Origin of the sequence: Sporosarcina oncorhynchi, from assembly GCF_033304615.1 — a bacterium.
Classification (GTDB): domain Bacteria; phylum Bacillota; class Bacilli; order Bacillales_A; family Planococcaceae; genus Sporosarcina; species Sporosarcina oncorhynchi.
This window is the reverse complement of the sequence record NZ_CP129118.1, coordinates 1,003,587-1,024,285: the sequence shown is the minus strand read 5'-3', so window position 1 is coordinate 1,024,285 and position 20,699 is coordinate 1,003,587. Positions and strand designations below refer to the sequence as shown.

Genomic DNA, 20,699 nt, shown 5'->3' with positions numbered 1-20,699 from the left:
CATCCATCACAAAATCCATAGTAAATCGATTGTTAATCATCGTTTGCTATGAACGAATCATGTACGCGTGTCCAAAACGGGAATGGACGGAATCTGCCGAAACGCACCTTTTCCTGTGCAACTTTGTATTCAATCGACTTCACGTCTTTATGCAAAAGTTGTAAATGATCAATTGTCACCATAAAATCGGGGCCTTTCACAGGCGTTAAAATACAACTATGATGGGCAGGTAGAACTAACGGCGAACCAACTGTCCTGAATACCCGATTATTGATGGAGGCCATTTCTGTTAATTGGATGGCCGGCAATGACGGATGGATGATTGCCCCGCCAAGTGCTTTATTATAAGCGGTAGAGCCTGAAGGTGTCGACATACATAACCCGTCACCACGGAACCGCTCAAAATGAACACCATTCAGCTCAACATCCATAACGAGTGTCACTTCTGGTGATTTAACAGTTGATTCATTGAGTGCCAAGTATGTTGTCACCTTATCACTATGACGATAATTAATCGTCACTTCAAGCAAAGGATATTCTATGACTTCATATTCCTTGCGTGCAATTGAAAGGACAAGTTTCTCCATCTCTTCAGGCTTCCAATCCGCATAGAAACCTAGATGGCCTGTGTGGATACCTATAAAAGCCGTATCTTTCAGCCGATGAATATGCTTGTGAAAAGCATGAAGTAATGTTCCGTCTCCTCCGATGGAGAGGACGATTTCTGGCTCTTCTTCATCTAGCACAAGACCGAAGTCCGTCAAATAATCGACAGCTTCATCCTTTAAACGATTCGAAATGGAATCGTTTCGTGTCTGAACCGCGAATTTCATCGTTCTTCCTCCCCCTTTCGTTTCGTCTCGTTATAATCGCGATCAGCGGTCTCTTTATAGGCGCTGAAATATTGTTGTGCATCATGGATTTCATCGCGGATCAGGGACATTTCTTCATCAAGTCTAAAAGCCGCTTCTGCCGCGCGTTCCAAACGGTGTCTGATTTCATTCGGCAATTCACCTTGGTATTTATAATTCAATGAATGCTCAATGGATGCCCAGAAATTCATCGCCAATGTCCGAATCTGGATTTCTGCGAGTATCGTTTTTCCGCCATGAATTGTTTGAACGGGATATTCAATAATCATATGGTAGGAACGATAACCACTCGGCTTTTTGTGGGATATATAATCCCTTTCCTCAATTACACACAAGTCCGTCCTTTTGCGTAAAGTCGCAACAACTTTACCGATATCGTCTACAAACTGACACATGATGCGCAACCCTGCAATATCCGGTAGTTCTTCCGCCAGTTCAGCAGATGGTTTAAAAGGAATATCCTTTTCAAGTGTCTTGTCATAGATGCTAGCAAGAGGCTTGACTCGTCCCGTTACAAACTCCACGGGCATATGGACGCCTTCCAATTCATATTGAGCACGTAAACCTTTGAATTTCACTTTCAATTCCGCCACGGCTTGCTTATATGGCTCGAGAAATTGTTTCCACTCCTTCATCAGTACCCCTCCAGACTAAATCTCAATACTTTGAAGGATGGCTTGGAACTCCTGCTCGACGGCAGTTGTAAATGCCTCTCCATAATTGTCATTGCCTTCAATATTGTAAATGAGCATCGTCAGTTCTTCTATGAAACCTGGCAGTGGTATGCTTCTGTCGTTCCATTGAAGCATCGGTTCTTCTTCGTTGCGAAGCGCTTCCACCATATATGCCCATACTTCTCGAGGGAAATGAATATGTGCATAACCTTCTATATCGTCCATCAGATAAACGAAAGACATTTCATCTGAATCGGTAATCATTTTCCCTGCAGGTTTCCCCAAGGGTTGCTCGGCACTCCCGTCCAGATGGAACCGGATTGTATCATTATGCTGTTGTCCTTTTGTCACTCGATTTTGAATTCGCATAAGTCTTCTTCCTTTCAATGATCATAGGTTCAGTCTACCATATGACAAGCGCTGATGCAGTCTGTAACATGCGTTTTTGCACAGAACTTGCTATACTTGAATCATAAGCAACTACAGATTGTTTCAGAGAAGGGATGTAACGCAATGGATACCCGCGCTATACGCTCATTAATGGATATACAAGCTATGCAGACACTCGGTTCCGTTCAAAATTATGCGAGTGGACAGGATTCCACTTCATCATTATTCAACTCGATGATTAATGAAATGCTTACAAGCACTACAGAATCGTCTTCAATTCCCGGTGCTCTTCAACAACAGGCTTTCGGCATGCTCGGCAGTCTTCAGCAGATGGACAGCCTGCGGTATGAAGGGTTGAATAATGTATATATGCCTGCCAATCTATCAGCGGCACTTAGTAAAGCCGGAATGACTTACTCAGGCGGAAATTCGGATAATCATGAAGGCCATTCATATAATGATATTATTAAAGAGGCAGCTCAACGTTATCAATTGCCAGTGAACCTCATTAAATCAGTCATCAAACAGGAATCCAACTTTAATAATTCCGTAGTAAGCGGTGCTGGTGCAGCCGGTCTCATGCAATTGATGCCCGGAACTGCAAGATTATTAGGTGTAACCGATAGTTTCGATCCCAAACAGAACATTATGGGTGGAGCAAAGTATATGCGACAGATGCTCGATCAGTTCGGCAATGTCGAGCTTGCACTTGCCGCCTATAACGCCGGTCCCGGCAATGTGAAGAAGTACGGCGGAATCCCGCCATTTAAAGAAACACAGCAATATGTAACGAAGGTGCTAAGCTATTATAATCGTTTTGAAATCTAACAACATATGACTCGCATAAGGCAATATGTTTGTGAAAGATTTGTATGGTTGATAAAATACCCATACAGTCAGAGCAAAGGAGATTGACATACATGACTCGAAAACCTTTGATTCCTTATGAGGAGATCGGCGCTGAAAAGCTGTCGGAACTCATTGAACGTTTTTATGATAAAGTGGCTGTCCATCCTGATCTTTTCCCGATTTTCCCGGCAGATTTGACGGAGACAGCACGAAAACAGATACAATTTCAAACACAATATTTAGGCGGACCGAACCTTTTCACGGAAGAGCACGGCCATCCGATGATGAAAGCGCGTCATATGCCTTTTCCTATAACACCAACGCGGGCAAAAGCATGGCTCGCATGCATGGCGGAAGCTATGGACGATGTCGGATTGGAAGGACCTCTTCGTGAAGTGTATTATCAACGGCTCGCGTTAACTGCGAATCATATGGTGAATAGAAGCGAGGGGGAAGAGCAGTGAATCAAGAGACCATTTTGGTAAACAGCATTACCTCATCCGTTCCACTGTCAAAGCCAATTGAAATCTATGTATTCGTTGACCCGTTATGCAGTAAAAGTTGGGCATTACAACCTTTACTCCGAAAATTACAAGTAGAATACGAGCGCTACTTCACTTTAAAAATCGCACTCCTTACCTCTTTACCGAAGATGAACTTATCCTACTTCGGCAATAGAGACGACGTCACTTCCTGTGATAAGCACCATCCCGCTTTCCCAAGCATCGCGATGAAAGCGGCTGAGTTCCAGGGAAAGCGTGCAGGATTCCGTTTTCTATCAAAGATTTTTGAATATACGTATTTAAAATCCCGAAATGTCCTGTCCTTTTCAGTTCTCGTTGAAATCGCAGAAAATCTCGGCCTGGATGTAGACGAATTTGTACTAGACTTCTCATCACCGCACGTCATGCGCTCATTACAAGTCGATTTGTACTTGGCGAATGAAATGGAAGTCGTAGATGCGCCTTCTTTCGTTTTCTTTAATGAAAATATTGAAGATGAAGGATTGAAAGTAAACGGTCTCCATTCGTATGAAATCTATGAACAGATTCTTGAAGAGATGGTGGGTTATTCGATTACTCCCGACGCACCCCCTACTCTCCCAGAGCTTTTTGGACGTTTCGATTCACTCGCGACGAAAGAGATTGCTGAGATCTATCATATTCCCGAGAAAAGCGCTGAACGCGAATTGAAGAAACAATTGCTTCTTCAAAATCTCGAAAGACTGCCTTTTAAGGACCGTACATTATGGCGCAGACGTAAATGAATAATGCCCTTTTACTATAGACCGGATGAAGAAAACGATTGTTTTCCTTCATCCGGTTTTTATTGTAGTTAGCTTTAGATTAAATTACGAAAGCTTGATGTCGTAGTTGGGTTGCGTTACCCGGGTTTGATTGTGTTACTGTACTGGATGGTTGCGTTGCAGAAGAATTTGATTGTGTCGCTACGCTGGATGCTTCTGTTACGCGGAACTATTACGTTGCGCTCGCAATACGTTCCGCTATGGAAAAAATGCATATAAAAACAAAAAGAGCATCCGCTCCTGGGGGAGAGGGATGCTCTTTATAAAGGGAATGGGAGAAATGTTCACGTTCAAACAAAAGGGGTGTATGTTTGGTTTGTGATTTATTTCACATCTATAACTTATCATAAAATAATAGTAACATCAACATTTCACATGAAGTTTCACATGAATGTCACAAATGAAAAGCTCTTGTAACACCTTACCTATAAGATTATTGATTACAAAAAACATTGGTATTCTTCTATACACTAAAAGAAAGCGCTTACTATAAAATTATATAGATATAACTACCAGACAGATAGAGAAAAAGACTGACTTAGTCTGTAAACAGGCTTAGTCAGTCTTTTTCAAATGGCTTATTGTTTGTTAAGCAGTTCTTCCAGCTCATTCAAACGTTCTTCAAATACACGGCATGCTTCTTCGATTGGAGCAGCACTTGTCATATCAACACCTGCTGCTTTCAATACTTCAATCGGATAATCAGAAGAGCCTGCTTTCAAGAAGTTATTGATGTAACGATCTACAGCAGGTTGCCCTTCAGATAAAATCTGGTGGCTCAGTGCTACCGCAGCACTAAATCCTGTCGCATATTGGTACACATAGTAATTGTAATAGAAGTGAGGGATACGCGCCCACTCCAATGCGATTTCAGCATCTTGTTCAACTGCATCGCCGAAGTACTTCTTGTTCAGTGCGGCGTATTCTTCAGATAGTTTGTCTGCAGTTAAAGCGACACCATCCTGGTCGAGCTTGTGGATAAGGTGTTCGAACTCAGCAAACATCGTCTGACGGAACACAGTGCCACGGAAACCTTCAAGCCAGTGATTCAGCAAGTAAATCCGTTTCTGTTCATCGTCGATCGTTTTCAATAGATAATCATTTAGCAGTGCTTCGTTCACTGTTGAAGCGACTTCAGCTACGAAAATGGAATAGCCCGCATAATTATATGGCTGGTTGTTGCGTGAATAGTAACTATGGACACTGTGACCGAATTCATGTGCCAATGTGAACATATTATCCACGTTATCCTGCCAGTTCATTAAGATATAAGGGTTTGTACCGTATGTTCCGGAAGAGTATGCGCCTGAACGCTTCCCTTTGTTTTCGCGAACATCGACCCAGCGGTTATCGAGGCCTTCCTTAACGATGGACGTATACTCTTCGCCCAGTGGATGGAAGCTATCTAGCATTGTATTCTTCGCTTCTTCGTATGGCATCTTCATTTCGACGTCCTTTACCATCGGAGCGAACATGTCCCACATATGAAGTTCGTTCAATTCCAATACTTTCTTACGCAATGCTACATAACGGTGGTGCAGGCCGATATTCTTGTTAATCGTTTCAACAAGATTATCATATACTTGCTCCGGAATATGGTTGTTTGACAATGCCGCTTCCCGTGCTGATGAATATTTACGGATTGTCGCGTTCACGTTATGGGATTTAACAGTTCCACTCAATGTCGATGCGAATGTGTTCTTAAACTCGCCATACTTGCTGTACATCGCTTTGAAAGCACCTTCACGTACACTAGAGTCTTTGCTCTCTAGGAAACGGATATAGCGCCCATGAGAAAGTTCCACTTCTTCGCCTTCTTCATCTTTCACCATCGGGAATGTTAAATCAGCGTTATTTAACATGCTGAAAGTTTCTGACGGACTGCCAGTCACTTCACTCACCTGAGCAAGCAAAGCTTCCTGCTCAGCAGGCAGGATATGAGGACGATGCGCATTCATCGATTCAAATTCTTGTTTGTATAATTTCAGTTTGTCATTGTTGTTAACCAAATCAGCCAGCTTATCTTCGGGAATACTCATCAGTTCCGGCGTGATATATGAAAGCGCTGTCGAAACTTTTGTCGCTAACGTTTTCGCACGGCTCTCCATCGCCTGATAGAAACTGTTGGTCGTATCTTGGTCACTTTTCAAGTGTGAATACGTATATACTTTGCTCAGCTTTGCATAAATTTCATCGCGGAAAGTGAGGGCTTCAAATAATGCTTCAGGGCTATCATTCAATGTATCTTTGAATGATCCCGCTTTTTCATTCAACTTCTCAATTTCTTTGAATTCTTGCTCCCAAACGTCATCGGATGCAAAAATGTCTTCCAAGCGCCAAGTTTCATCAACTTTCACTTCATCGCGCGTTAATACTTTGTTTTTAGTTTCAGTAGTCATTCAAAATCCTCCCTGTCCTATTGCTTCGTATATCGAATCTTTTTCATTATCTCAATTTTGCGCTTTACTTGCAAGAAATCTCGCTGAAATTAGTGTCATTATCAAATTTTCCTTACATTCAGTTTTCTGCAACTGTAAACCAAACTTTTTTTGAATAAGAAATTCAATGTACTCACGGCAAGCATCTATTTTATCTGACGAAGAATCAGAGAATTGATAGACAAAACGTTCAAAATGCCTCGTTCTGATATGAGAGATTGCCACCCCCTCCCTTCGCATGAAATGAATTAATCGTAACTGCCACTCATAATCCGCTTCCCGGAATGCTTCACTCTTAGTAGTTGGCACCCCTATCCAATGTGGAAGTTGCACAGGAACAGTCCTTAACTCATAACAGCTTCTCAGGAAAGGGTTTTGTACACCTTTGCGGTTTAATAAGATGCTTTGTTTTAATCCATCTTCTCGCATGGAACTGTAGCGAGCTGCATAGTCAGTCAGATCGACCATACTAGGTGGTTTAGGCAAGACGAAAGGAAAATGTTGAAATCGTATAGGAAGACTTTGGTGTATGCCGATATAACGTTGTCCTGCGACATGCAGTAAATGGCTAAAATAATGGAATGTCTTTGTTTGGGGATTAAACGTCAGCAAGTAACGGCTTTCAAGGGGGATAGTAGTCATAAACCACTCTTGAAATTTAGTAAGTTGGAATACGCCGATGCCGTATCGTTGATGAAGGAGTTTCTTCGGTGTATGCAAGATCCATTCAGGGTCCATGCCGATACTTCGAAATCCTTCTGTACGTGATTGCAATAGTGATAGGGGGATGGTACTGCATTGGAATTCAATAGGGGTTTGAATTGCTCCGTTTGTGACAAGTAAATCTGGCCGTTGAGATACTTCCTGGATGACCGGTTCCAGGATGACTTTTTCAGCACGTGCGCTTAACAATTCGAATAACAGACGCTTGCCGTTGAGATGTTGCGGCGACTCACCTTCAGAGAATGATTGTGTGCAAGCTGAACGCTTTTCATGAGCAAAATGTGGGATAACGATATCACCGACTTTTAAATGGACCGCTTTACGGCATAATGGACAGTAAAATCGTTCCGTCCTCCTCCATTCACGTAAAGCCGATCGTTCTCGCTCAGCCGTAAGGACGACAAGTTGACCATCTTTCAAACTAGCTGTTAGTATGAAACTCACTCCTTTCACGATAATTATACGAATTTACTGAATAAAAGGCAAGTTGCCGTGAGGAATATAAACCGCAAAAAAAGCTGTTACCACCCGAAGGAAGGAAACAGCTTGGTGTATGAATCTAACAAAGAAAAGAAGTATCATTCACAGAAATCATTCGCTGAAAAATGTTTCAATTGTCGACATAACATCGGAGTCGATAATGATTTTACCGTATTCCTCTAATCGATGAATCGTTATTTGTGAAACGATGCCATATTCTGAAACGATGCTGCAGTAGTCAGATTTATCATCGTCCGTCATCTGCTCTTCATCAAAAATGACATGCATATAGAATTTATCTTCGAATGAATAGAGAGATGTCTCGACTGCATATGGAAGTTCTTTTTTGGACAGTTGGATAAGATTTTCAAACTCATCAAAAACAAACATATCGGAATCCCACATGACAGGCTCATCATTCAATTCACTCATAAGCTTTTCGGGATCTTCGAACATTGACGGATCAGGGTGATAATGCTTGCGTGGATCAACCATTCCGAAATTTTCCTCAGAACCTTCTTCATCTGATAACTGGGCACGGGTAACGGTGACTTCAATTCCATTATTCATCGCATGGACTTGAATCCATAATGGACCTTCGATTTCAAACTCGGTCTCATCATTCACTTCGTCCATCATTTCCCAGAATAGCTCTTCGCTTTTATCACGGTTATACCACACTTCTTCCCGTGTAAAACCTCGTTCCTCTATGTCTACATACGATAAATAAAACTTTACGGTATTATCATTGACACGCTCTATTTCCATCCCTACTCTCTCCCTTCCCTGCGAACAGGCTAATTGCCCATTTCTTATTTTGCATGTATCCTGCAATGCTTACACTTACTATATGACCGCCCTCGTGTTTTTGAAAGGGTTTCCTCATAGATGGTCTCATGATATTAGAATTGTAGAGAACATCCGCCTGCAAAGCAAGGAATAGAATTGTTTATGTTTTTGAAAAACCGCTTCTCGATGGACCTTTTAGACGGAAATTCCGCCAAAATTGGATAAAAAAAGCTGATAGGATCATGGCGAAACGCCCGTCAACTCCCTATCAGCTTTATTAATTGTTCTATTAGTTAACCATACGCCGCGCTTCAAGCAGCTGATAGGCCCTAACTTTTCTCGGTAGGAAGCGTCTGATTTCATCTTCATTATACCCTACCTGAAGTCTTTTTTCATCTAGTATGATTGGTCTTCTCAAAAGACCTGGATGTTCTTGGATTAATTCATATAACCGTTGTAGAGGTAAACTTTCAACATCCACATTCAGTTTTTGGAAAATCTTAGAACGAGTTGAAATAATTTCATCAGTACCATCTTCCGTCATGCGGAGAATTTGTTTGATTTCATCAATATTCAATGGTTCTGAAAATATATTACGCTCGGAGTATGGTATGTCATGCTCTTCTAACCATGCCTTTGCTTTTCTACATGATGTGCAACTAGGTGAGGTAAATAGTGTAACTCCCATTCGCTGACACTTCCTTTCATTCTGCTTGCCCAATTTGTATTAGTAAAACTAAATTAGAATAATTTTAAATTACTGTTCTCAACTCTTATTATACACATATTCATTCTCAATGAATACACTTTTTAACAACAAAGTGAAAAGTGGTTCTACATTGTCACATTTCCGCAATATTATTGAGTTTATAACGAATTAAGATCTGTTTTATATTCCTTGTAGTACTATACCCGCTGGAATATTTTTATAAACATCTTCATTTCAAAAAAGATTTTCTCATTTAGAATTTTTGTTCCTTATACAGTAGTACGAAATAGCATAGGAAAAAGTTTCATAAAACGCAGAAAAATTTCCGGGAAACGTATATATCTCCCGGAAATGAGTATCATTGTTTAAAATTGACGCCTTCTGTGTAATTATTTCCAGCATTCCATAAAAGATATTCATCGATTCCATTGTCTTTCAATGCTTTAATTTGAGCTTCTACTTCGTTTTTACCGTATCGAAGGAAATTGCCAGATCCTAACCAAGGTGCGCTGAAATCTTGCAACCACGGGCGTGAAATAGGCGGATTTTCTAATTCACCAAGTTTTGCATTTTCAACTTTCGCATATTCAGCGACAAGTTTGTATGGCTCAAGATCCGGTTTCGCGATTCCAAAATACGATGTCCAGTGACTCGGATAAATCATAGAAGAAATAACATCCACATTCTCCGAAATTTTAGAGAAGTTCTGGCCGATTCCAGGCGCTTCCGGCAATGTTGCAGAATAACCGAATATATCGACTGAAACGTCTACATCATATGGTTTCAGTTGTTCTTTTGCATAAGCTACAAAATCCGTGACGGCTTCAACTCTTCGTTGAACTGGATCCAGATCTGAATCTGTATAGTCATCCATCGAAAATTTGAGTGTGTCGTGACGTTTTTCAAATCCTTCAGGGAAACGCACATAGTCAAATTGAATTTCCTGGAAGCCCATTTTAGCAGCTTCAATTGCAATGTCGATATTATGATCCCATACTTCTTTCATAAACGGATTGACAAAAGCTTCTCCCCTGCCATTTTTCCAAACTTCATTGCCATCCATGAATGAAAGTTCTGGTTTCTGCTCCGCCAAAACACTATCTTTGAAGACGACAATTCTCGCTATTGGATATACTTTCTCAGCTTCAAGTGTTTCGAGCATTTGATGTGGATCTTTTATGTACGGTTTTCCGATTTCACTCCCAAAAAACTTGGAATCCTCGCCAGGTTTATATGTCAGGTTTCCGTAATCATCCTTAATATCGATAACCATAGCATTCAAATCGGTTGTATTCAGTAATTTCAATAAGCGTTCAAATCTCGCACCGCCCGCAGAATGACCCGTCACGTAGATTCCTCTAACCGCATCCGGATAGTCGAATGTTAAACCGGAATCATATCGGTATAGTTTGGAACTTGCTACCAGTTGTTCTTCGATCATTTCAAATCCATATGTACGTTCAGCAAATTCAATAGTCGAAACTGACTCTTCAGCTTGCGCAACTTGCGGTATAGCAATCGCTCCAGCAAGTAATAAGGAGCTGATAAATTTCATCTTTTTCATAATGCACTTCCTCTCTATCATACATTCTAGCAAAGGGAAAAACGATTGAATAGGGTATTATGTGTATTCCCATAATTTATTGTCGAAAAACCTTGGATAATGCGAAATCAAGATATACCCACTTACTTAGTTGCATTATTGTTCCGTTCGTATTATACTCTTATCAATTATCTGTTAAAAGCACAGACGGAAAGAGTACTCTTGTGCCGACATTCCAGAGAGCCTGTGGTGGTGAAAACAGGCATGTCGTCAAGAGGAATTGGATTCCCGAGCTGGGTCTGCGAAAGGATGCACTTGCATCCCGTGTAGCCGATCACGTAGCCCGCGTTATGGGTTCAGAGTGGCCTGCTAGCGGGCTAATTCGGGTGGTACCACGGTTGATCAGCATCAGTCGTCCCTTTCACAAGGGATGGCTGATGTTTTTTTGTCATTCATTTTTAGGAGGAGTTATTATGAAAACTATTTTTTCAGGCGTACAGCCTACAGGAACAGTGACGTTAGGTAATTATATCGGTGCGTTTAAGCAATTTACAGAGTTGCAGCATGAGTATGATTGTCTTTTTTGTATCGTAGACCAGCATGCAATTACCGTTCAGCAGGATCCGGATGAATTATCAAAAACCATTCGTTCTTTAGCAGCCATCTATATCGCAAGTGGCATAGATCCGGACAAATCCGTTTTGTTCATTCAATCTGAAGTGCCGGCACATGTGCAAGCAGGATGGATGATGCAATGTATTTCATATATTGGTGAACTTGAAAGGATGACACAGTTCAAAGATAAGTCTGACGGAAAAGAAGGTGTATCTGCTGCCCTTCTTACGTACCCACCATTAATGGCTGCAGATATCCTGATTTATAACACTGACATCGTTCCTGTCGGCGATGACCAGAAACAACATGTTGAACTGACACGTGATTTGGCAGAACGTTTTAACAATCGCTACGGTAAAATACTGACAGTACCTGAAGTACGCATTCCGAAAAACGGCGCGCGCATTAAGTCATTGCAAGATCCATTAAAGAAAATGAGCAAATCGGATCCCAATAAAAAAGGAACCATATCTTTGCTTGATACACCGAAGGAAATCGAAAAGAAAATCAAAAGTGCCGTTACGGACTCTGAAGGCATCGTGAAATTTGACGTCGAAAATAAGCCAGGCGTTTCGAACTTACTCATAATTGAGTCCGCATTGACAGATGTGTCGATCGCTGACTTGGAAGCAAAATACGAAGGACTTGGATACGGCGCATTTAAAGCAAGTGTTGCGGAAGCGGTCATCAACCATTTAACACCCATCCAAAAACGATACGAAGAACTTCTCAATTCAACAGAACTTGATGACTATTTGGATAAAGGCGCTGAAAAAGCGAATGAAATCGCATCCGCTACCTTCAAAAAAATGGAGACTGCGATGGGCCTCGGGCGAAGACGCTGAGCATCAGTAGGATTACTGCCATGATGAACAATGCGAAGTCCGCGGTTTGAATAATGAAAAGAAAGATTTGCTTCCAACTATAGCCTAATGAGATATAGTTGAAATAGAAAATCATATGTGAAACAGTAACGACAATTAGTCCATAACTAATTAAGAAGATGAATACTCTCGTCATATACATCGCCCTTTTGCTTTTCGTCCACTATATGAATGAAAGCTCCCCTTTTAGAATGTCCAAAAGGGGAGCTTTCCTATTTGCTATTTTAAGGTATCTATTGGTAGATTAGATTTTCTTGAAAACAAGGGATGCATTATGACCACCGAAACCGAGTGAATTACTCATTGCATAATGGATTTCGGCTTTTCTAGCTTCATTCGGCACATAATCCAAATCACAATCGGGATCCGCATTTACATAATTCATTGTCGGTGGCAAAATTCCTTCTTCCAGTGCTTTCACTGTGAAGATCGCTTCAAGTCCACCTGCAGCGCCAAGGAGATGGCCTGTCATCGATTTCGTCGAGCTCATCGCAAGTTTGTATGCGTGTTCGCCAAAGACCGTCTTAGCTGCCATTGTTTCGAATAAATCATTATAAGGCGTACTTGTCCCGTGTGCGTTAATATAATCGATTTTGTCCGGAGAAATTTCTGCTTCTTCCAGCGCCTGAATCATTGCACGCGCTCCACCTTCGCCTTCTGGTGCTGGAGCTGTAATATGATGAGCGTCTCCTGTAGAACCATAACCGACTAGCTCCGCATAGATTTTTGCTCCGCGCTTTACCGCATGTTCATATTCTTCAAGGATTAGGATACCAGCACCTTCTCCGATGACAAACCCATCGCGCTCTTTATCAAAAGGACGTGAAGCTGTTGCAGGATCCGGGTTCAACGACAATGCTGTGTTTGAACAAAAGCCTGCCACTGACATCGTTGTAATTGGCGCTTCAGCACCGCCCGTGATCATAACATCTGCGTCTCCCCGTTTGATGACTTCAAATGCATCACCAATTGAATTCGTTCCCGATGCACAAGCAGTGACCGTACATGAGTTGATGCCTTTTGCGCCAAAATGGATGGATACTTGACCGGATGCCATGTCAGGAATCATCATCGGTACGAAGAATGGACTCACACGTCGATAGCCTTTTTCCATGAAAATCTTGAACTGTTGTTCATGCGTTTCCATTCCACCGATACCTGAACCGATCCATACACCTGTCCGCAGACCTGTTTCTTCATCCAACTCCAGATTAGCGTCTTTCATCGCCATAATGGATGCTGCCATTGCATAATGCGTAAAGCGATCCATTTTGCGAGCATCTTTTCGTGATAAATACGTTTCAATATCAAAATCTTTCACTTCTGCTGCCACTTTCACCGGAAACTGATCACTGTCCAATCTTGTAAGCGGGCCAATTCCGGACTTTCCAGCCAATACCGCTTCCCAAGATTCTTCTGCAGAATTACCAACCGGCGATACAGCTCCGACTCCTGTGACGACAACACGACGTTTTTCCATTCTAAAATCTCCCCTTCATTTACCATCTCATTATTATCAATTGAATATCGTTATTTTCATCAAAACTATAACCTTTTAGACAATCTTAGCCAATCAGAATAACAAAAGGTTTTCATATCCTTATACATTATATAGCATTAACCAATTATTTTCCCCATTTAATACAAAGGGCACCCCAAGTAAGTCCTCCGCCGAATCCGACAAGAACAATAATGTCATCATCTTTCACGCGACCTTCTGCTAAATCATCCACCAATGAAATCGGAATGGATGCTGCAGACGTATTGCCGTATTTATGAACGGTTTTGGACATTTTCTCAACAGGCAATCCAAGACGTTCCCGGGATGCTTCCATAATTCGTATATTTGCTTGGTGCGGGATAAGGTAATCGACATCATCTGTTGTCAGACCTGCTTTTTTAGTAACGTTCACAGCGGATTCACCCATCTGTCTGACGGCAAATTTGAATACTTCACGGCCGTTCATATGAAGGAATTCATCTTGATACAGATGTTTGCCGCCCCTTCCGTCAGCACCGAGTTCAAACGATAAAATTCCTCGACCTTCACTCACTTCACTAATAACTGCAGCACCAGCACCATCACCAAAAAGCACTGCTGTATTACGGTCTTCCCAATTAGTAATTTTTGAAAGTTTCTCGACACCCACGACTAAAATATTTTTATAAGTGCCTGCGTCGATGAAATGTTTCGCCGTCACGACTCCGTACATAAATCCTGCACATGCCGCCGAAATATCCATTGCCGCACAGCCAACGATGCCCAGGCGTTCTTGAATCATTGTTGCCACTGATGGGAATCGTCTGTCGCCTGTAACAGTTGCTACGAGTATCATATCGATATCTTCATGATGAAGACCTGAGTTCTCTATCGCACTGACAGCTGCATGATAAGCCATGTCTGATGTATCTGTATCAGCGTCCGCTATCCGTCGTTCTTCAATGCCTGTACGTGTACGGATCCATTCATCTGTCGTATCCATGCGTGCTTCTAAGTCTTTATTCGTGACAATATGCGGCGGAACATATTTCCCGATGCCTATAATCCCTACATTCATTTCACATACCCCGTTCCTTATTATCTATTATTAGTACCTGGTGTTAATTATAGAAGAGTTGACGTTTTTTTTCAACATACGGACACGATTTAGCCAAACAATATAGGATGGATGCATAATTTAGTTTATTGCTTAGTTGTGCTATGGTATGATGAATGATGAAATAGTTATGTAGAGGTGATTCTGATGAAATATATTATGGCATTTGTCTGGGCATTCTTCCTAGTGACGATGTTGAACTATGTTGCTGGATCGATTGCCGGCATTCCAACGTTTGACTTTATGGCTGGAATTGTCGCATCGGTTGCACTTGGTGTGATGATAATTGTGATTTCAGCAATTATTCCAGATGGAGAAGTAGCAGATCTTTAATTATACGGAAACCGTCCTTTCATTGGGGCGGTTTTTTGTATGATGTGTTGTATGGCTCGCCAAATCTATCAACATACCGTTACAAGTACAAAAGTACATAAAAAAACCGCTACGCCAGTCTTCACATCCGACTGGTGCAGCGGTTTTTCATTTTCTCAGCTTTTTATCACTTGCAGTTGCCCATCAATCATAGAAAGCATCAATTTTTGTCCTTCCAGCAGGTCTCCTTTGATGATTTCTTTCGCTACGGCTGTTTCGATGTAGCGCTGGATGAATCGCTTCAATGGTCTTGCGCCAAAATCGGCGTCTGTTCCTTCCTGGACGATCCAGTCAAGAACATCGTCTGTGTAAGTGAGGTCAATGTCTTGCTCGTCAACGCGCTTAACGAGGTCTTCTAGCATTTTACGGGCAATCAAGCTGAATGTGTTGCCTGATAATGAATGGAAGATGATAATGTCGTCCATCCGGTTCAATAGTTCAGGTTTAAAATGGCTTCGTAATTCAGCCATGACTAGATCTTCGGCTGCGTGCTCATCAGAATCAAATTGTCCTTTGAGTAAATAAGCGGAGCCAATATTGGATGTCATGATGACGACGGTATTCGTGAAGTTGACGAGTCTTCCCTGACTATCCGTAATGCGACCGTCATCTAGAATTTGAAGCAAAATATTGGAGACATCAGGATGCGCTTTTTCAATTTCATCTAACAGTACGACAGAGTAGGGATTCCTGCGGACGGCTTCCGTCAATTGTCCACCCTCTTCATAACCGATATAGCCTGGAGGTGCACCGACGAGGCGGGAGACGCTATGTTTCTCCATGTATTCGGACATGTCGATGCGGATGAAATGATCTTCGGAATCAAATAATGTTGCAGCCAATGTTTTGGCAAGTTCCGTTTTACCGACACCTGTCGGACCAAGAAACAAAAACGAACCGATTGGCTTGTTCGGATCTTTAATGCCTGAGCGGGCACGCCAGACAGCTTCCGTGACGAGCTGAACGGCATCGTCTTGGCCAATGACCCGTTCTTCCAATGTTTCACGCAATCTGAGCAGTTTATCGCGTTCACCTTCGACAAGTTTCGTTACTGGAATGCCAGTCCATCGTGCAACAATCATCGCGATTTCGTCTTCGGTCACTTCTTCCCGCAGCAACCGGCTATCGTCATTGCTTTTCAACAAAGCTTCCAGTTCATGAAGCTCTTTCTCCAAGTTAGGAATTTTACCGTATTGCAATTCAGCCGCTTTGTTCAAATCGGACCGATTTTGGGCATCTTCCAATTCCCGCTTATAGCGATCTAAATCTTCACGTTTAGCTTGGATTCCTTTTAATGCTTCTTTTTCTTTGTTCCATTGTTCACGCATGTCTGCAGAAGAATCTTTTAACTCCTGCAATTCGATACGCAACGTTTCTAGCCGCGTCTGACTAATGGCATCCTTTTCTTTTCGGAGTGCCTGTTCCTCAATTTCAAGTTGCATGATTCTGCGTGTGACAGAATCCAATTCTTGCGGCATAGAGTCTATTTCGGTACGAATCATCGCACTTGCCTCATCCATTAAGTCGATCGCTTTGTCCGGCATGAATCGTTCTGTCAAATAACGGTCAGATAATGTCGCCGCTGCCACCAATGCACGGTCATGAATACGTACACCGTGATGCAGTTCAAAACGCTCTTTTAAACCACGTAAAATTGAAATCGTATCTTCGACTGACGGCTCACGTACAAGCACCTGTTGGAAACGACGCTCCAATGCAGGATCCTTTTCGATATACATGCGGTATTCATCGAGTGTTGTCGCACCGATACAATACAGTTCGCCTCTCGCAAGCATCGGTTTTAGCATATTGCCGGCATCCATCGCGCCTTCCGTCTTACCGGCTCCAACGATTGTATGGATTTCATCGATGAAAAGGATGATTTCTCCATCACTGTCCTTCACTTGCTTCAGAACACCTTTTAATCGTTCTTCAAATTCTCCGCGGTATTTAGCACCCGCGATCAATGAGCTCATATCCAACTCGAAAATTTGACGGTCTTTTAAGCCTTCAGGAACGTCACCTTTGACAATACGTTGTGCAAGCCCTTCGACAATCGCCGTTTTACCGACACCCGGCTCACCGATTAGGACCGGATTGTTCTTCGTTTTTCTTGATAAAATTCGAACAACATTTCGGATTTCTTCATCCCGGCCAATGACGGGATCCATTTTACCGTTTTTCACATCTTCTACAAGATTCCGTCCAAATTGCTCAAGCGGTGTACGTTGGTCTTCCTGTGTACTGTCCATTCTCATAAACACTCACCTCATATATTTGACTTTGACTATCTTTGATTAATTCAATTATAAAACGATTTTAGTGCATAGTAAAGCAATTCGCACAGTTTTTTTCTATAATAAAAGACTGAATGACAATACGTCATCCAGTCTTCATAACCAATCTATTAGCGCACGCCAAGTGCCATTTTCGCGTAGCGCGACATATTATCACGGGACCATGGCGGGTTCCAGACAATATTTACATCTACATCTTTTACTTCAGGCAATTCCATAAGCTCTTGTTTAATGTTGGCAACGATTTGCGGCCCCATCGGACAGCCCATTGATGTCAACGTCATTGTAACGACAGCTGTTTCTTCCTCGTTCAATTCAACATCATAAACAAGTCCCAAATTCACTATGTCAACGCCGAGCTCCGGGTCGATGACGTTTTCAAGCGCACCCATTAGGCTGCCCTTCATATCTTCATTCATTGAAATTCCCCTTTCCGTTCAATTCTATGTTCATCATAGCAAGGTTACTCTATTCATTCAAATAACTTGCGAGCCAATCTACGGACTTGAGCATTCCTGAACGCGTAACAGCATGTCCTGCAATACTATCCGTCATGAACTCAAACCGCTCAGGCATTTCAGCATAATCTTTCTTTGCCGCCTTATAAAAATTATGGGTTGGTGCAAAAGGCACTGTTGTATCGTTTTCACCGTGCCAGAAAAACACTGGTCGCTGATTCAGTTTTTCCCGTTGCTTTGTCAGGTCAAACATACCCAGCGTGTTAAGCAGCGTTTTGCGTTCTTCATCGGTAATTGGCAGCTTAAAACCACGTCTTTCGAATTCCGACATTTGTGCTTTCGCAAGTTCCACAAAGCCTGGCGTTCCCATCATAATGGCTGCGACGTCTATCCATGGATACGCAGTCAGGCAACCGAGCGTCGTAATGCCACCCATTGACGTGCCTGCCATACCTATTTTGGTAACTCCCCGCTTGCGCAATTCTTCATGCAAGACAGCCATCTCTTCAATCGATGTTAGCACAATCTCCCAAAAACGGAGGCTTAGTTGAACTTCATCCAAATCTTCACTTCGTACGCCGTGCAAATGGGCTTCAGGCAACAAGACACGGACGCCTTTTTTCGCCAAGTTGAATGCGTAATGGAGATTATGCTCTTTCGCACTTGTAAACCCGTGCAAGAAAATCACTGTCGGAAGATCGCTCGCATCATGGCTTTCATCTACAATATTTAATAAAGGGATTGAACCCCAATTTTCCTCTTTAACAATCATGCAAGCACCTTCTATATCGTTTTCTAAATCGTAACAAAGTTTTACTAGAAAAACAAAAAGTACACTTCTATGACGGAATTTTTTGACTTGCTCCTATGGATAACGCTAAACTAGATACTAGGACAATATCTCATTAGTACGCATTATCCCTATGTGGATTATGCCTATTTTCATAAGGGGGCTAAATGATGAAACCGCATCTAATCGTCCTCGATCTGGATGGGACATTACTAACAGATGAAAAAATCATTTCAGAAAAAACTGCGCACACATTAAAACTTGCCGAAGAGCAAGGACATTATGTAATGATTGCTACAGGAAGACCGTACCGGGCCAGTTCTACCTACTATCATCAACTAGGTTTGAAGACACCGATTGTAAATTTCAATGGAGCATTTGTCCACCATCCAAAAGACCGTTCGTGGCAGACTTTCCATGAAACGATTTCATTGCCTGTAGTGAATGATGTTGTCGATGCAATGCAAGATTATCGATTTCATAATATCGTTGCCGAAGTCATGGATGATGTGTATATGCAATATCACGATGAAAAAATCATGGATATTTTGACATTTGGGAATCCCGTCATTACACAAGGCGATATTCGTACATCCTTACGCGTTGAGCCAACAAGTTTGCTAATCCAGGCAGATTCCCCTCATGTCGAACCGATCCGCAAACACTTGGCCGACGTACACGCGGAAGTGATTGACCATAGACGTTGGGGAGCGCCTTTTGACATTATCGAAATCGTCCGACACGGTTTGCATAAGGCAGTTGGCATTTCACAAGTTGCCAAATGGCTTCATATCCCGAAAGAACGTATTATTGCTTTCGGTGATGAAGATAATGACCTTGAAATGATTGATTATGCAGGACACGGTGTCGCCATGGGAAATGGGATTGATCGGTTGAAATCCATTGCAAATGAAGTGACGCTTTCAAACAATGAAGACGGGATCGCGGAAGTATTAAACGAGAGATTACTATTAACAAAACATATAAAGTGAGGGATATGAAATGAGAATTTTTGCAGATAGTGGTTCTGATTTGCCAAAGTCGTTTTTTGACGACAATGATGTAACGCTCATTCCTTTATCGGTTTTAATCGGTCAGGATGAGTATGCGGACGTCATTGAAATTGATTCAAAAGAAGTGTTTGACGCGATCCGTGACGGAAAGCATCCTAAAACATCACAAGCTTCCCCCGAGTACCTTCTTTCCAAATGGAAGGAACTTGCCAAGTCAGACGAGGATGGTTTGTACATTGCCTTCTCTTCCGAATTGTCAGGAACATATAACACAGCGGTGATGATGCGGGATCAGGTTAAAGAAGGCAATCCTTCTATGAACATGATTATTATCGACTCCCGCTGCGCTTCTGCAGGCTACGGGTTACTTGTCAAAGAAGCCGTGCGACTACGTGACGCGGGTGAAGACGTCCGGTCGATTGAACGGAAGATTCGTCATATGGCCGCACATATGGAGCATTTGTTTACTGTCGAAGATCTTGATTATCTTGCAAAAGGCGGACGTGTATCCAAAGCGAGTGCTTTCATTGGCGGATTACTCAATATTAAGCCATTATTACATGTCGAAAGCGGCAAGCTCGTGCCCATCGAAAAACACCGCGGACGTAAAAAAGTATTCAGACGAATGATGGATTTGATGGATGAACGTGGAGTGAACTTATCGGAACAGCGAATTGCAATTAGCCACGGAGACGATATGGAAACTGCACTTGAAGTGAAAACGATGATCGAGGAGCGGTTCAAACCGAAGAGCATTGATATTCATATGATTGGTTCCGTTATCGGCTCACATGCTGGACCAGGCACAATTGCCCTGTTCTTTTTGAATAAACTCAATACCGACTAATTAAAAAAATGCCTTTTCAACGAGATTGCGGTCTACGTTGAAAAGGCATTTTT

At 42.1% G+C, this 20,699-nt stretch carries 21 protein-coding genes and 1 other annotated feature; of the genes, 7 read left to right on the top strand and 14 right to left on the bottom strand.

The genetic code is table 11. The features are described from left to right. Positions 1–32: 32 nt before the first annotated feature. Genes QWT69_RS04720 through QWT69_RS04710 form a run of 3 tightly spaced genes read right to left on the bottom strand, consistent with a single transcriptional unit; the run spans position 33 to position 1,915 of the window. Complete coding sequence (locus tag QWT69_RS04720; protein WP_317969482.1) at positions 33–833, bottom strand: NAD kinase; 801 nt, start codon at positions 831–833, stop codon at positions 33–35. After that, positions 830–1,507 carry a GTP diphosphokinase gene (gene yjbM / locus QWT69_RS04715; RefSeq protein WP_317969480.1) on the bottom strand — a complete coding sequence of 226 codons (678 nt, stop codon included), beginning with the start codon at positions 1,505–1,507 and terminating at the stop codon, positions 830–832. The genes QWT69_RS04720 and yjbM overlap by 4 nt, the downstream gene beginning before the upstream one ends. Before the next feature lie 15 nt (positions 1,508–1,522). After that, complete coding sequence (locus QWT69_RS04710) at positions 1,523–1,915, bottom strand: UPF0738 family protein (protein ID WP_317969478.1); 393 nt, start codon at positions 1,913–1,915, stop codon at positions 1,523–1,525. 144 nt (positions 1,916–2,059) lie between these two features. Here QWT69_RS04710 and QWT69_RS04705 point away from each other — a divergent pair, with 144 nt between their 5' ends. The 3 genes from QWT69_RS04705 (at position 2,060) to QWT69_RS04695 (ending at position 4,052) form a co-directional block, all read left to right on the top strand. Beyond that, on the top strand, positions 2,060–2,764 hold the full coding sequence (locus tag QWT69_RS04705; RefSeq protein WP_317969476.1) for a lytic transglycosylase domain-containing protein: 705 nt from the start codon (positions 2,060–2,062) through the stop codon (positions 2,762–2,764). Positions 2,765–2,856: 92 nt separating this feature from the next. Beyond that, entirely contained in the window at positions 2,857–3,249 is a 393-nt protein-coding gene (locus QWT69_RS04700; protein WP_317969474.1) for a globin domain-containing protein, read from the top strand. Next, complete coding sequence (locus QWT69_RS04695) at positions 3,246–4,052, top strand: DsbA family protein (RefSeq protein WP_317969472.1); 807 nt, start codon at positions 3,246–3,248, stop codon at positions 4,050–4,052. Before QWT69_RS04700 ends, QWT69_RS04695 begins: the two co-directional genes overlap by 4 nt. Before the next feature lie 617 nt (positions 4,053–4,669). Here the strand turns inward: QWT69_RS04695 and pepF are convergent. The 5 genes from pepF to QWT69_RS04670 form a co-directional block, all read right to left on the bottom strand. Further along, positions 4,670–6,490 (bottom strand): oligoendopeptidase F, encoded by a 1,821-nt coding sequence (pepF, locus tag QWT69_RS04690; RefSeq protein WP_317969470.1) that lies wholly within the window; start codon positions 6,488–6,490, stop codon positions 4,670–4,672. 51 nt (positions 6,491–6,541) lie between these two features. Next, entirely contained in the window at positions 6,542–7,696 is a 1,155-nt protein-coding gene (locus QWT69_RS04685) for a competence protein CoiA (protein ID WP_317969468.1), read from the bottom strand. A 147-nt stretch (positions 7,697–7,843) separates the two neighbouring features. Further along, complete coding sequence (gene mecA, locus QWT69_RS04680) at positions 7,844–8,500, bottom strand: adaptor protein MecA (RefSeq protein WP_317969462.1); 657 nt, start codon at positions 8,498–8,500, stop codon at positions 7,844–7,846. A gap of 310 nt (positions 8,501–8,810) precedes the next feature. Further along, positions 8,811–9,209 carry a transcriptional regulator SpxA gene (gene spxA, locus QWT69_RS04675; RefSeq protein ID WP_191694934.1) on the bottom strand — a complete coding sequence of 133 codons (399 nt, stop codon included), beginning with the start codon at positions 9,207–9,209 and terminating at the stop codon, positions 8,811–8,813. Between the two features lie 379 nt (positions 9,210–9,588). Then, positions 9,589–10,785 (bottom strand): putative glycoside hydrolase, encoded by a 1,197-nt coding sequence (locus tag QWT69_RS04670; protein ID WP_317970916.1) that lies wholly within the window; start codon positions 10,783–10,785, stop codon positions 9,589–9,591. A gap of 183 nt (positions 10,786–10,968) precedes the next feature. Further along, positions 10,969–11,196 (top strand) — a binding site (T-box leader). A gap of 50 nt (positions 11,197–11,246) precedes the next feature. On the opposite strand from QWT69_RS04670, the gene trpS reads away from it, so the two are divergent. Beyond that, positions 11,247–12,233: a tryptophan--tRNA ligase gene (gene trpS, locus QWT69_RS04665; protein ID WP_317969459.1), complete on the top strand. Its 987-nt coding sequence runs from the start codon at positions 11,247–11,249 to the stop codon at positions 12,231–12,233. On the opposite strand, the gene QWT69_RS17360 is transcribed toward trpS, so the two are convergent. The 3 genes from QWT69_RS17360 to QWT69_RS04655 all read right to left on the bottom strand — a co-directional run bounded on the left by QWT69_RS17360 (position 12,190) and on the right by QWT69_RS04655 (position 14,830). Continuing rightward, positions 12,190–12,408 (bottom strand): YuzI family membrane protein, encoded by a 219-nt coding sequence (locus tag QWT69_RS17360; protein ID WP_488803660.1) that lies wholly within the window; start codon positions 12,406–12,408, stop codon positions 12,190–12,192. The two genes, trpS and QWT69_RS17360, sit on opposite strands and share 44 nt — an antisense overlap. A gap of 108 nt (positions 12,409–12,516) precedes the next feature. Continuing rightward, positions 12,517–13,752 (bottom strand): beta-ketoacyl-ACP synthase II, encoded by a 1,236-nt coding sequence (gene fabF, locus QWT69_RS04660; RefSeq protein WP_317969457.1) that lies wholly within the window; start codon positions 13,750–13,752, stop codon positions 12,517–12,519. Between the two features lie 145 nt (positions 13,753–13,897). Then, a complete protein-coding gene (locus QWT69_RS04655; protein ID WP_317969455.1) occupies positions 13,898–14,830 on the bottom strand; it encodes a beta-ketoacyl-ACP synthase III in 933 nt (310 codons plus the stop codon). Between the two features lie 186 nt (positions 14,831–15,016). Here QWT69_RS04655 and QWT69_RS04650 point away from each other — a divergent pair, with 186 nt between their 5' ends. After that, positions 15,017–15,202 (top strand): DUF2929 family protein, encoded by a 186-nt coding sequence (locus QWT69_RS04650; protein WP_317969453.1) that lies wholly within the window; start codon positions 15,017–15,019, stop codon positions 15,200–15,202. A gap of 155 nt (positions 15,203–15,357) precedes the next feature. Here QWT69_RS04650 and QWT69_RS04645 read toward each other — a convergent pair whose 3' ends face one another. From QWT69_RS04645 to QWT69_RS04635, 3 genes are all read right to left on the bottom strand, one after another. After that, positions 15,358–17,493: an ATP-dependent Clp protease ATP-binding subunit gene (locus QWT69_RS04645; protein ID WP_317970914.1), complete on the bottom strand. Its 2,136-nt coding sequence runs from the start codon at positions 17,491–17,493 to the stop codon at positions 15,358–15,360. Positions 17,494–17,648: 155 nt separating this feature from the next. Continuing rightward, positions 17,649–17,957, bottom strand: coding sequence for a metal-sulfur cluster assembly factor (locus QWT69_RS04640; protein ID WP_317969451.1), 309 nt, complete (start codon positions 17,955–17,957; stop codon positions 17,649–17,651). A 49-nt stretch (positions 17,958–18,006) separates the two neighbouring features. Beyond that, positions 18,007–18,768: a prolyl oligopeptidase family serine peptidase gene (locus tag QWT69_RS04635; protein ID WP_317969449.1), complete on the bottom strand. Its 762-nt coding sequence runs from the start codon at positions 18,766–18,768 to the stop codon at positions 18,007–18,009. A 188-nt stretch (positions 18,769–18,956) separates the two neighbouring features. Here QWT69_RS04635 and QWT69_RS04630 point away from each other — a divergent pair, with 188 nt between their 5' ends. After that, positions 18,957–19,778: a Cof-type HAD-IIB family hydrolase gene (locus QWT69_RS04630; protein ID WP_317970912.1), complete on the top strand. Its 822-nt coding sequence runs from the start codon at positions 18,957–18,959 to the stop codon at positions 19,776–19,778. A gap of 10 nt (positions 19,779–19,788) precedes the next feature. Further along, positions 19,789–20,646, top strand: a complete 858-nt coding sequence (locus tag QWT69_RS04625; RefSeq protein ID WP_317969447.1) for a DegV family protein — start codon at positions 19,789–19,791, stop codon at positions 20,644–20,646. Positions 20,647–20,699 lie beyond the last annotated feature (53 nt).